Below are 12282 nucleotides of genomic sequence, written 5' to 3' on the forward strand. Positions count from 1 at the left end.
GCCGTGCGAATTGTCATTGCGCGTCGAAGGGGGACGGGCCCAGCTCGTCGAGAAGCTGCGCCATCTTGGCGTAGGCCCGGTTGCGATACGCGATGAGCTCGGCGATCCGTTCCGGCTCGATGTCGCGGAACCCCGAGCCGGTCTTCGTGCCGAGCTCTCCGGCAGCGACCCGCTCCGCGAGGATCGCCGGTGTCGCGAAGCGCTCCGGGAATGTGCCCTGCAGCGAGGCGTAGCAGAAGGCGTACACGTCGAGGCCCGCCATGTCGGCGATCGCGAACGGCCCGAAGAACGGCAGGCGGAACCCGAACGTCGACCGGACGACGGCGTCGATGTCCTCCGGCGTCGCCACGCCCTCTTCGACGAGCTGGGTCGCCTCGTGGAACAGGGCGTACTGCAGACGGTTCAGCACGAACCCGGTGACATCCTTCACGCGCGCGGGCACCTTGCCCGACCCGGCGATGAGCTCCTCGGATGCCCGGATGGCCGCCTCGTCGGTCGCCGCGTGCGGGATGATCTCCACCCCGGGCACGAAGGGCGCGGGGTTGGAGAAGTGCACGCCGAGGAACCGTTCGGGTCGGGTGACGGCCTCGGCAAGGGCGGCGATGGAGATGGTCGAGGTGTTGCTGCCGATCACGGCCGCCGCCGGTGCGGCTTCCGAGATGCGTCGGAGCGTCTCGTGCTTGATCTCGATGCGTTCGGGCACCGCCTCCTCGACGAACTCGGCGTCGGCGACGGCCGCCTCGATGCTGTCGGCCGCCGAGATCCGGGAGGTGATGGTGTCGGTCGCTCCGAGCGTGAACAGACCCTGCTCCTCGAACTGGGCTGTCTCGGTGCGGATGCGCTCGAGGTTCGCCGCGGCGATCTCGGCCGTCACGTCGGAGATGACGACGTCGTGACCGCCGAGGGCGAACACCTGCGCCATCCCTCCGCCCATATAGCCGCTGCCGACGATCGCGATGCGGCTCATGCGGTCACCTCGCGGTCGTAGGCGTCGATCGCGGCGACCTTCGTCGCCGATGCGGATGCCGGGTCGAAACGGTAATCGAGCCACTCGTGGACGAGTCGCTTGGCGAGCTCCAGTCCGATCACGCGCTGCCCCATCGTCAGCACCTGGGCATTGTTGCTCAGCACGGAGCGCTCGACCGAGTAGCTGTCGTGAGCGGTGACGGCGCGCACCCCCCGCACCTTGTTCGCCGAGATCGCCACGCCGAGCCCGGTTCCGCAGATGAGGAGCGCACGATCGGCCTCCCCCTCCGCGACGCGCCGAGCGGCCTCGACCGCGACGTGGGGGTAGTCGGTGTGCTCATCGCCGCCCACGCCGACATCGGTCACCATCGCCACCCGCTCGTCTGCCTCGAGCAGCTCCTTCAGTGCGGTCTTGTACTCGTAGCCGGCGTCGTCGCTTCCGACGACGATCCGCAGGGTGTCGGTCATCACTGGTCCTTCCGGGATGTCTCGTCGTGCCCGGCGGTGCGGGCGATGGCGATGGCGATGAGGGCGAGCGAGGTCGCTCCCGCGTCGGGGTGGCCGACGCTCTTCTCTGCGAGCGGGCGGGCACGACCGAGTTTCGGGCGGAGCGCCGCCGTCTCCTCCGCCGCGGTCGACGCGGCCCCCGCCGCGGCGAGCAACGCCGCGGCGATCGAGCCCCCGGCCCGCAGGCGCTCCTCGAGCGTGCGGACGTACGGGTCGAGCGCGTCGACCATGGTCTTGTCGCCGACCGTCGCGCCGCCGCGAGAGGTGACGGCGTCGAGCGCTGCGCGGGCGGCGGCGCCCAGCGCCGCACGGTCGCCGACGTTGTCGTCGTCGAGTGCGCGCCCGACGGCCGCGAGCATCGCGCCCCACAGCGCGCCCGAGGTGCCCCCGGCCTTCTCACTCCACGCGTCTCCGGCGGTGGTGAGCATCGCGGAGAGGCCGACGGACGGATCAGCGGCGGTGGACGCGGCGTCGATGCCCGTGCGCATGCCGACACCGTGGTCGCCGTCCCCGGCGATGGCGTCGATGCGACCGAGCTCGGCTTCGTTCTCATGGATGACCGCGCGGGCGGCCTCGAGGTAGGTGAGCGCCGTCGCCGCGGCGGCACGTGACCAGTCCGATGCGGCCGCGACGTCGGCGGCGGCCACGTTTTCGGCGGCCTCCTCCTGCTCGTCGACCGGCGCGACCGGGGCGACGGCGCCCTTGCGGTACGCCGGCGTGTACGCCGGTGCGCCCCACAGCGGTTCGAGCTCATCGTCCAGCCAGAGCAGGGTTACCGATGCCCCCGCCATGTCGAGGCTCGTGACGAGTTCGCCGACCTCGGGCTCGACGACGGTCACCCCCGCGTCCCGCAGTCGCGCGGCGACATCGCCGAAGAGGACGAAGAGCTCTTCGTACTTCACCGAACCGAGGCCGTTGACGATGACCGCGGCTCGGTCGCCGCGGGGCTCGGGAACATCGGCCAGAAGCTGGTCGACGAGGATGCCGGCGAGCTCGGCGGAGCTCGTGCGCGGCACATCGCGGATGCCGGGCTCGCCGTGGATGCCGAGTCCGATCGACATCATCCCCTCCGGCACGGTGAACAGCGGTGCGTCCGCGCCCGGGAACGTGCACCCGCCGAAAGCGACGCCGAGGGTCCGGGTGCGGTGATTGGCGAGGCGCGCGAGCCGCTCCACCTCGTCGATGTCGTCACCGCGCTCCGCGGCAGCGCCTGCGACCTTGAACACGACGAAGTCGCCGGCGATGCCGCGACGCTTGTCGAGCTCGTCGATCGGGGCACTGGCGATGTCGTCGGTGCAGAGCACCGTCCGGGCGTCGATGCCCTCGGCGCGCAGGCGCTCCTCAGCCTCGCCGAAATGCAGCACGTCGCCGGCGTAGTTGCCGAAGCTGAACAGCACACCGCCGCCCCGATGGGCCGCCTTCGCCACGCGGTACGCCTGCCCCGCCGACGGCGAGGTGAAGATGTTCCCGCACACGGCACCGGCCGCGAGGCCCTGGCCGACGACCCCCGCGAACGCGGGGTAGTGGCCCGAGCCGCCGCCGACCACCACCGCGACGCTCCCCCGCGGTGCGGGCGCGGCGCGCACCACTCCCCCGTCGACAGCGCGGATGAGGCCCGGGTGGGCCGCCACGAACCCCGCGAGCGCCTGGGAGACGAACGCGGACGGGTCGTTGTGGATTCTCGTCATGCTGCACCTCTCTGTGCGTGGCCGATCTGACGCACCCGGCTGGCGCCGCGGGTGTACCCCCCGCGCTTGGGCAGCACGTGGCGTCGCAGGTAGTCGCGGTTGTCCGCGCAGACGGTCAGCCCGTCGCCGCCGTAGTTCTCGACGCAGATCACACCCTGGAACCCCTGCTCGATCGCGTACCGGAACGCTCGGCGGTAGTCGATGAGGCCGTACGCCAAGGGCGCGGGCACGGCGGTGTACATGTCGCGCGCGACATCCTCATCTCGGGCGTAGTTCTTCACATGCCAGAAGTTCGCGTAGGGAAGGGTCTTCTCCACCACCTCCCACCACGGCTCGATCGGCCGGTGGAGGCGGACGAGGTTGCCGATGTCGGGGTTGAGGCCGACATTGTCCATGCCGATGTCGGTCACGAGGCGCACCGCGGAGTCGGCCGAACCCAGGAACGTGTCCTCGTACATCTCGAGAGAGACGAGGATGCCGAGATCGGCGGCGTGACGACCGAGTTCCTGCAGGCGAGCCACCGCGGTGTCCCAGTCGGCCGGGTCGTCGCGATGACCCTCGACGGTCCAGAACCACAGCTGCGCCTGCTGCGCGGGCGTCAGCGCCTGATGGAGGCCGAAGGAGACCGTTTCGATCCCCAGCGCGGCCGCCGCGTCGAGCGTGCGGTGGCTGTAGGCCAGATTCTCCACGCCGCGATCACGATCGATGACACTGCATCGGATGGCGGAGATCGATGCCGGGACGACACCCGCCTCCGCCGCCACCGCGTCGAAGTCGGCGAGGCCGCGGGGATCGAGGTCGCCCACGCGGAGCCAGGAGTCGGTCAGGTCGATCCGATCGAAACCGGCGTCGGCGACCTCGACCAGCACCTCGCGCCAGACGTCCGGTCCCGCTTCCGCGACGGCCCGACCATCGGGGGTGCGGCCGGAGAAGGGCAGCGCTGCCGCTGCGATCGGCCAGTCAGCGGCGAGGAAGTCCGTCATCCCGCATCTCCTTCGGTGGGTTCGTGGGTGATCGCCACAACCTCGACCGGAGTGATGAGCACCGGCTCATCGACGACGCGGACGGGGCCGTCGATCGTCAGTTCGGCGATGCCCGAGGTGTCGGTAAGCGACAGACCTGCGACGAGCTCGATGCGGCCCGGTTCGACGATGCGGCGGCGGTCGAGCCCGGTGAACGAGAACCGATCGGCGTGCAGGGAGAAACGCACGGCAGCGGCGTCTCCGGGTGCGAGGTGCACCCGGGCGTATCCCACCAGCTGGCGGACGGGGCGCGTCACCTGCGCCACGGGGTCGGCGGCATAGAGCTGCACGACGGTCGCGCCGGAGCGTTCACCGGTGTTGCGCACGTCGACGGTAGCGACCACGCGACCGTCGGGGGCGATGCGATCGGTATCGAGCCGGACGTCGCCGAGCGTGAACGAGGTGTACGACAGACCGTGTCCGAAAGGGAAGGCCGGGGCGATCGAGAGGTTGCTGATGCGGTCGCCGTCCTGTCCGAGCGGCGGTGCGAGGTAGGTGTGCGGGAGGGCGTCACCGGTCCGCGGAATCTGCACCGGCAGATGCCCGCTGGGGTTGACCGCACCCGAGAGCACCCCGGCGAGCGCCGTCGCTCCCTCGATCCCGGGCATGAAGGCCTGCACGACGGCGGCCGCCCGCTCGGTGTACGCCCCGAGCGCGTAGGGGCGGCCCGACATCACGACGAGCACCACGGGCGTCTCCGTCGCCAGCATGGCCTCGACGAGCCGGCCCTGCTCACCGGGGAGGTCGAGGTCGGGCGCATCCGAGCCCTCACCCGAGGTGCCCCGGCCGAACATGCCGGCACGATCGCCCACGACGGCGATGACCACATCAGCGGATGCCGCGGCGTCGGCGGCGCGCGCGAACGCGGCGTCGTCGGCGGGGTCGGTGAGGGGGACGCCCTCCTCGACACGCACGTCGGCGTGCGGGAACGCGCGTCGAAGCGCCTCGGGGATCGTGACGGTGTCGACGCCCAGACCCATCTCGGGGTGCCGGGGCATCACGTGGATCGGGTAAGAGTAGGCGCCCATCATGGCGCGCGGGTCGTCTGCGATGGGACCGACCACGGCGATCCGACGCACCGAGGACTCCAGGGGAAGGACTCCCCGGCCGTTGTCGAGCAGGATGATGGATTCCTCCGCCAGCCGACGCGCGATGTCGCGATTGCGCGGACTGTCGAGATCGACGTCGACCGGCTCGGGCGGCGCCCACCCGGCGTCGAGGAGGCCGAGCTCGAGCTTCTGGTGCAGCAGGCGGCGCACGGCGGTGTCGATGTCTGTCGCCGTGCGGGCGGGGTCGGGGTCATCGTCGTGGAGGAGCCGGTAGGCGGCGATGTCGGGGAGCTCGACGTCGATGCCCGCGTGGAGCGCGAGCCGACCGGCATCCGCCATCGATTCGGCGACCTGATGCTTCGATTTCAGGAACGCCACCGCCCAGTAGTCCGACACGACGGTGCCGGTGAAACCCCACTCGTCGCGGAGCAGGTCGGTCAGCAGCCACCGGTCGGCGGCCGCCGGCACGCGATCGAGCTCGGTGTACGAGTTCATGACGCTGGCCGCCCCGCCGACCCGGACGGCCATCTCGAAGGGCGGGAGGACGAGGTCGCGCAGCTCCCGCTCGCCGAGCGAGACCGGGGCGTGGTTGCGCCCACCGCGGGAGGTGGCGTGGCCGGCGAAGTGCTTGAGCGTCGCGATGATGCCGCTGTGCTGCAGGCCCTGGACATACGCGGTCGCGAGCGTCCCGACGACGTAGGGGTCTTCGCCCAGGGTCTCCTCCACCCGGCCCCACCGGTAGTCGGTGACCACGTCGAGCACGGGGGAAAGACCGTGGTGTGCACCGACCGCGCGCATGTCGGCACCGATCGCGGCTGCCATCTCGCGGACGAGATCGGCATCGAAGGTCGCCGCCCACGCCATCGAGGCGGGATAGACCGTCGCACCGAAAGTCGTGAAACCGGTCAGGCACTCCTCGTGCACGACCGCGGGGATTCCCAGGCGCGTGCTCTCCCGCAGGTGACGCTGGGCGTCCTGCACCTTCTGCATACCCTCCCGCGCGCTCACGGGCGTGACCCCGAACACCCGGGTGAGATGGCCGATCCCGTCGCGCACCGCTTCGACGAACGGCGGCCGGCCGCGCGACAGCACATCCTGCATCGGTGCGATGAGCTGCGTCGAATCACGCGTGTCGGCCCAGTAGCCGCCGAGCTGGGCGACCTTCTCGTCGTCGGTCATCGCGGCGAGCAGCGCCTCGACCCTCGCCGACGGGTCGACGGACGGATCAGACCAGGAGGGCCGATCGGCCCGGCTCAGCGTCCCAGGTGGGACATCCGTCACATCCGTCATCCTTGACTCCCGCATTTGTCGTTCGATACAACAATTGGTCAGCCTAGGTTACCGCGTATCTGTACAACGTTGTGAAGACAATGCGTCGGTCATCCTCGGCGCGTAGCGTGGAGGCGTGGCGAATTCAGCACCGCGTGCGCGGCGCACCGAGCGATCGACCGTCCAGCGCTGGGCAGCATTCTCATCAGACCCCGCCGGTGGCAACCCCGCCGGGGTCGTGCTGCATGCGGATGGGATGACCGAAGACGAGATGCTCCACGTCGCGGCGGAGGTCGGCTTCTCCGAGACCGCCTTCGTGACCCGCGGCGACCAGGATGGGCTGTCGATCCGCTACTTCTCCCCTCTCGCCGAAGTGCCCTTCTGCGGCCACGCGTCGGTGGCGACAGCGGCGGCTCTGGCCGAGGTCCGCGGTGCCGGCGGGTATTTCTTCGCCACCCCCGTGGGACAGGTCGAGATTGCCGTGGCCGACGCCGACGGAGGGCGCATCGTACGCTTCACCAGCGTCGACCCCTTCGTCGAGGGCCTCCCCGCCGACACACGGACGCGCATCCTCTCGGTCCTGCATCTGGATCCGGCCGACCTCGACCCCGCGTACGCGCCGGCGCTGGCGTACGCGGGCAACCGGCATCCGCTTCTCGTCGTGCGCTCTCGCGCCGCCCTGGATCGCATGGCATTCGACCCCGCGGCCGCGCGTGCCCTGATGGATGCCGAGGGCTGGCCGGCCACGATCATCGTCGCCTGGCCGGAGGCCCCCGACCGGTGGCACGTGCGCAATGTCTTCCCCGTAGGGAAGATCAGCGAAGACCCCGCGACAGGAGCCGGCGCCGCAGCCCTCGGCGGGTACCTGCGGGAGACGCGGGCGGTGACACCCCCGCAGCGCATCCGGATCTTCCAGGGATCGCACGTGGGACGACCCAGCGAGCTGACCGTGGACATCCCCGCCACGGGTGGGATCGTCGTGTCCGGCTCGGCGGTCCGCCTGCCCGACCCCGCGACCCCCGCCTGATCCCTTACGCCTCCGGGCGACGATCGTCCAGTGCTTTACCCGGCGTTCCGCACACGCCAAGGTGGGATGGTGCCTTCTGCAGACGATCTCGGCGCCTGGGTGGCGCAGCAACGCTGGTACGCGGGGAAAAGCCACGAGCCCCGCTTCCGGCTCCTCGACACCCAGTCGACGCCTCACGCGACCCGGTACCTGCTGATGGATGACGCCGGCGCTCGACCGGTGCTCTACCACGTGCCCGTCTCGAGCGTGCCGACGGCCCCCGACACCCCCGCGCTCATCGCGCGGACAGGCGAGGGCTGCGAGATCGATGCGACGCAGCATCCGCCGTTCGCGACCGCGACCCTTGAAGCCATGGGGGTCGACGTCAGCCGCGTGACCGGCAGCCGTGTGCTCACCGGTGAGCAGTCGAACACCTCGATCGTCTTCGATGAGGACGGTCAGCCCACCATCATCCTGAAGCTGTTCCGCACCCTGCACGACGGGGAGAATCCGGATGTCACGGTGCAGCGCGCCCTGAGCGCCGCCGGGTCGCCCTTCGTTCCGAAGTTCCTCGGCAGCGTCGACGCCGAGTGGCCCGACAGCGGAATGATCGAGGGGGTCGCCCGCGGAACGCTCGGTTTCGCGCAGGAGTTCCTCCCGGGCGTCCGCGACGGGTGGGCCATCGCGCTCGAAGCGGCGCGTGAAGGGCGCGACTTCACCGACGCCGCGCGCGATCTGGGCACAGCCGTCGCTGGAGTGCACGGAGCGCTTGGCGACGCTCTCGGCACTGCCGACGGCGGTCCGGAAGCGGTTCTGGCAGCCGGCGTCACGTGGCGCCGCCGTCTGTCGATTGCCGTGAACGAGGTGCCCGCCGTCGCTGACCGCGCCGAAGCGATCGAGGCGGTCTACGACGCCGCGCTCGCCCGCCCCTGGCCGAGGCTGCAGCGGATCCACGGCGATCTGCACCTGGGCCAGGTGCTTGCCGTCCCCGGCGCCGGGTGGCGCATCGTCGACTTCGAGGGCGAGCCCCTGCGGCCCATGCACGAGCGCGCCGTGCCCGACCTGCCCTTGCGCGACGTCGCGGGCATGCTCCGTTCCTTCGATTACGCGGGCGCGGTCGGCGGAGCAGCGGATGCTGCGGGGTGGGCCGCTGCCTGCCGCGCCGCCTTCGTCGAGGCCTATGCCGGCGCGGACGGATCGGTGGGCCTGGACCCGGTGATCCTGCGTGCGCTCGTCCTCGACAAGGCCGTGTACGAATCCATCTACGAGGCGCGCAACCGCCCCACCTGGCTGCCGGTGCCGCTGGCCGGCATCGACGCCGCGCTCGCGGGCTGAGGGCCCGGCCGCGTCATCCGATCAGAGCCTCATCCGATCAGGCCCTCGTCCTCGTCGGGCTCACCGGGCTCGAGGAGGAGGAACACCGCGCCGTAGGCGGGCAGCGACACGGTGAAGCTCTGCAGGTCGTCGACGTGGCCGATCACCTCGCCGCTCGCGGCGTCGCGCACCTCCGACCGCCGCACGAGCTGCTTGGAGCGCACTGTTCCCTCGACCGGTTCACCGGCGAAGTTCAGCACCGTCACCTGCAGCGGCGCATCGGGGTCATGCGCGCCGTCGTCGAGACGGTGCACGAGCACGAGCATCCCGTGGTGGGCGACCTCGGGTACATCGACCTGCGTCGCGGTGGCGATGCCGTGCCGGCGACGCAGCTCGATGATCTGCGACAGCCGCGAGGCGAAGGACTCCTCGTCGGTGAACTGCGCCGGGAGCGATCCGTACAGCGAGCGACCGCGGGGCATACCGGCCGCGGAGCGGGTCGCCTGCGGATCGACGTCGAGGAGGTCGTGCGCGCCCCGCTCGATCCAGCGCGTGTCGCCGGAGGAGATGAGGTCGGCGACCTGGGCGGCCGGGACCGTCAGCATGCCGACGAGGTCCCAGCCCGAGAGGGCGAAGACCCCGGGCTGCCAGGCGTTGTAGGCGCACAGCAGCAGGTGGGCGTCGCGGATCGCGGGGATGTCGGCGTCGGTGATGTCATCGAGCCGCGTCGCGCCGCGGGCGGCGGCGATGAGCGAGGTCGTCGTGCAGGCGATGCCGTTCTGGGTGAAGACGCGGTTGAAGTCGGCGGTGCCGGTGAGGCTCTCGGTGAGCTCGGCGCGGACAATCTCGGCGAGCTCGCTGCCGCTCACCTCCCGCCCGCGGAACCGATACTCCTCATCGGCGTGCCGGGTGGCCCAGTGGACGAGCTCGTAGGTGAGCTCATCGTGGTTCTGCAGGCCGTGCACCAGCTGCACCGGCTGCACCCCGAGCTCGAGGGAAGACGTGAGGGCGAGGCGCAGGAAGTCGGTGCGCCCCGTCGCCAGGGCGTGGTGGTAGCCCGGGCGTCCGATGAAGTCGTAGGAGAGGTCGGCGCCCACCGCGCCGGTGTCGCGGATGTCTTCGATGGTGAGGTTCAGCTCTTGGAAGGTGAACCCGCCGACTTTGCGCACCATGCCGGCGATGATGTGATTCGCCGCGTGCGAGAGGGGGTGACCCTCCGACCAGGCGGGGAGTCCCTCGGTGCTCTTCTCCACGCCGAGGAAGCCGTTGGCGTCCAGGCGCAGGGCGCTCGTGCCGAGCTCGCCGAGCGAGTGCAGGGCGTCGCCGATCACGAGGCGCATGCCCGCGAAGGTCGGGTCGAGCCAGTTGATCGAGGGCTGGCCCTGCTTGAAGTAGTGCAGGTACACCCAGCGGCGGGTGACGCCGTCCGGCCCGAGCACCGGCGCCGTCGCGCTCCAGTTGGTCTCCTTCACCCCCGGGGTGTAGAAGATGACGCGCTGCAGCGCACCGATGATGTAGCCGCGCTCGGCGAGCTCGTGCTCGGTCGCGGGGTCGAGGTTGACGCTGTCGACGTCGCCCGGGACGTCGGGGAGGAGCGCCCAGTCCTCCTCGAGGATCTCGACCATGTGGTAGATGCCGGGGTAGTCCTTGAACCCCATCTCGGCGAGGCGGAAGTCGGCGCCCTTCCCGGTGTGACCGGGCACGATGTCGTCGATGATGCTGCCGCCGTGGGTGTCGGCGGTGTCGCAGAGCGCGCGGAACTCGTCCTCGGTGCCGAATGCCGAGTCGATCGCCGTGCTGATGCGGTCGAAGTGGCCGTCGACGCTCGGGGTCTCGAGCCACCCGGCGATGCCCCCGGCGCGCTTGACCGGACCGGTGTGAATGGCGGTGATACCCACCCGTTCGAACGCCGACCACAGGGCGTCGTCGCCGAGAGCGGCGAGGAACGACTGGCCGGGCCGCGTGATGAGCGAGATCGGATAGGCGGTGAACCACACATCGCTGGTCGCGATGGCGCGGCGCGCATCGGGGCGGGCGTAGGGATTACGCCACATCGACGGCTGCCCCGACAGCTGCCGGGCCAGCACGTCGGCATCCTTCAGCATCGACTGGCGCACCAGCCACTCGACGTACGACGGGTTCGTGCCGTTCGCCGTGCGGGGGTCGGTCGTGACCCGGCGCACGCGGCCGCCGCCGCGCAGGTGGTCGCGGGGCCGCAGCCGGCGCGGACGGGCGGGGTACCGCTGCTCGTCGTAGCTGATCTCGGGGGTCTCGGGATCGGAGGTGTCGTCGTTGAGTTCTTGGAGGAGGGGGAGGTCGATAGGGCCGGTGTAGAGCTCCTCCGGCCGATACTCGTCGCGCGCCATCCTTCGACCGTACGTACTCGACGACTCGGATGCGACCCCTGGCGTGTCGTGCTGTTGACGGGTAGGGGCCGCCACCGCCCCCGCGCCCCCGCGTCGAAACCGACCTCCCCCGTCGAAACCGATCGTGACGCGATGGGTATCGACGGCGGACGTGGGTTACGGCGCTGCGCGCGGCCTGCACGCTGCGCGCGGCCTGCACGTGGCGCGCGGGTCAGCGCACCGCGGCGGTCACCGTCGCGAGGTGGGTGAGGACGTCGTAGCTGACCGATCCCAGGACGAAGCGGCGGAACGCGCCGCGGCCGTGAGTGCCGACGACGACCAGCCGCGCTGTCGCCGCGTGGCGGTTGATCATCTCTGCCGGGTAGCCGCGCTCCGCGCGCGCGACGATCTCGAGGTCGGGATAGCGACTGCGGAGCCCCGCGAGGGCGATCGACAGCGTCTCCTCCGTGAGCGCCTGCATGTTCTGCAGGTACTGCTCGGGGTACGTGCCGCGGTTGCCCGGCGCGGGAAGCGGCACCCACGCGCCGACGGCGATGAGCGGCTCGCCGAGACGGTCGGCTTCGGCGGCCGCCCAGGCGACGGCGTGCTCGGAGGTCTCAGAGCCGTCGACGCCGACGACCACTCCGCGGCGCTCACCGAGATCGAAATCGGGGACGACGACCACCGGGCACGGCGCGGCCGAGACGATGCGGAAGCCGTGCGGGCCGCGCGTGGCTCCGGCCCGGGGGCCGCGGTGGTCGCTGCCGATCACCAGCAGCGCGGCGCCCTCGGCGGCGGCGATGAGCTTCTCGGTCGGGTTACCGCGTTCGACGACCACCTCGACCTCGACTCCGGCGGCGCGCAGACCCGCCGCGGTCGCTTCGGCCCGCTCCCGCATCTCGGTGAGAAGCCGGTCGACGAGGGTATCCTCGCCGACGACACCCACCGCGCCGCCCAGGATCGACACCAGCCTCAGCCGCTGTCGTCGATCGCGGGCGCGGGACGCCGCCCACGCCACCGCGCGGTCGGCCACGGGCGCGTCGGTCACACCGACCGCGATCACCTCGGACATCGTCGTCTCCTCTTCTTGTTGCTCATCCCCTCCCTCCCCGCGAA

The 12282-nt window shown here is 71.0% G+C and carries 9 protein-coding genes; 2 read left to right on the forward strand and 7 right to left on the reverse strand.

Annotated elements, in window-relative coordinates:
• Positions 1-13 precede the first annotated feature (13 nt).
• From FBY40_RS00220 to FBY40_RS00240, 5 genes are read right to left on the reverse strand one after another with little or no spacing between them, the layout of a single operon-like run.
• A complete protein-coding gene (locus tag FBY40_RS00220; RefSeq protein WP_141935373.1) occupies positions 14-967 on the reverse strand; it encodes a 3-hydroxyacyl-CoA dehydrogenase family protein in 954 nt (317 codons plus the stop codon).
• Positions 964-1434 carry a ribose-5-phosphate isomerase gene (locus tag FBY40_RS00225; RefSeq protein WP_141935374.1) on the reverse strand — a complete coding sequence of 157 codons (471 nt, stop codon included), beginning with the start codon at positions 1432-1434 and terminating at the stop codon, positions 964-966. The genes FBY40_RS00220 and FBY40_RS00225 overlap by 4 nt, the downstream gene beginning before the upstream one ends.
• Complete coding sequence (locus FBY40_RS00230) at positions 1434-3161, reverse strand: dihydroxyacetone kinase family protein (protein ID WP_141935376.1); 1728 nt, start codon at positions 3159-3161, stop codon at positions 1434-1436. Before FBY40_RS00230 ends, FBY40_RS00225 begins: the two co-directional genes overlap by 1 nt.
• A complete protein-coding gene (locus tag FBY40_RS00235) occupies positions 3158-4144 on the reverse strand; it encodes a sugar phosphate isomerase/epimerase family protein (RefSeq protein WP_141935378.1) in 987 nt (328 codons plus the stop codon). The genes FBY40_RS00230 and FBY40_RS00235 overlap by 4 nt, the downstream gene beginning before the upstream one ends.
• Positions 4141-6522, reverse strand: coding sequence for a glycoside hydrolase family 3 N-terminal domain-containing protein (locus FBY40_RS00240; RefSeq protein ID WP_141935380.1), 2382 nt, complete (start codon positions 6520-6522; stop codon positions 4141-4143). Before FBY40_RS00240 ends, FBY40_RS00235 begins: the two co-directional genes overlap by 4 nt.
• A gap of 115 nt (positions 6523-6637) precedes the next feature.
• On the opposite strand from FBY40_RS00240, the gene FBY40_RS00245 reads away from it, so the two are divergent.
• Both FBY40_RS00245 and FBY40_RS00250 read left to right on the forward strand, forming a co-directional pair.
• Positions 6638-7528, forward strand: coding sequence for a PhzF family phenazine biosynthesis protein (locus FBY40_RS00245; RefSeq protein ID WP_141935382.1), 891 nt, complete (start codon positions 6638-6640; stop codon positions 7526-7528).
• Positions 7529-7597: 69 nt separating this feature from the next.
• A complete protein-coding gene (locus FBY40_RS00250) occupies positions 7598-8842 on the forward strand; it encodes a phosphotransferase (RefSeq protein ID WP_141935385.1) in 1245 nt (414 codons plus the stop codon).
• A 29-nt stretch (positions 8843-8871) separates the two neighbouring features.
• On the opposite strand, the gene treS is transcribed toward FBY40_RS00250, so the two are convergent.
• Both treS and FBY40_RS00260 read right to left on the reverse strand, forming a co-directional pair.
• Positions 8872-11187: a maltose alpha-D-glucosyltransferase gene (treS, locus tag FBY40_RS00255; RefSeq protein WP_141935386.1), complete on the reverse strand. Its 2316-nt coding sequence runs from the start codon at positions 11185-11187 to the stop codon at positions 8872-8874.
• Positions 11188-11398: 211 nt separating this feature from the next.
• Positions 11399-12238: a universal stress protein gene (locus tag FBY40_RS00260; protein WP_141935388.1), complete on the reverse strand. Its 840-nt coding sequence runs from the start codon at positions 12236-12238 to the stop codon at positions 11399-11401.
• Between the last annotated feature and the right edge of the window lie 44 nt (positions 12239-12282).

This window comes from Microbacterium sp. SLBN-154 (assembly GCF_006715565.1).
Lineage (GTDB): Bacteria > Actinomycetota > Actinomycetes > Actinomycetales > Microbacteriaceae > Microbacterium.

Bases quoted from the DNA above. Each gene is read 5' to 3' on its own strand.
- FBY40_RS00240 (WP_141935380.1), bottom strand. From the start codon at position 6,522: ATGACGGATGTGACGGATGTCCCACCTGGGACGCTGAGCCGGGCCGAT.
- FBY40_RS00230 (WP_141935376.1), bottom strand. From the start codon at position 3,161: ATGACGAGAATCCACAACGACCCGTCCGCGTTCGTCTCCCAGGCGCTC.
- FBY40_RS00235 (WP_141935378.1), bottom strand. From the start codon at position 4,144: ATGACGGACTTCCTCGCCGCTGACTGGCCGATCGCAGCGGCAGCGCTG.
- FBY40_RS00260 (WP_141935388.1), bottom strand. From the start codon at position 12,238: ATGTCCGAGGTGATCGCGGTCGGTGTGACCGACGCGCCCGTGGCCGAC.
- FBY40_RS00220 (WP_141935373.1), bottom strand. From the start codon at position 967: ATGAGCCGCATCGCGATCGTCGGCAGCGGCTATATGGGCGGAGGGATG.
- treS (WP_141935386.1), bottom strand. From the start codon at position 11,187: ATGGCGCGCGACGAGTATCGGCCGGAGGAGCTCTACACCGGCCCTATC.
- FBY40_RS00225 (WP_141935374.1), bottom strand. From the start codon at position 1,434: ATGACCGACACCCTGCGGATCGTCGTCGGAAGCGACGACGCCGGCTAC.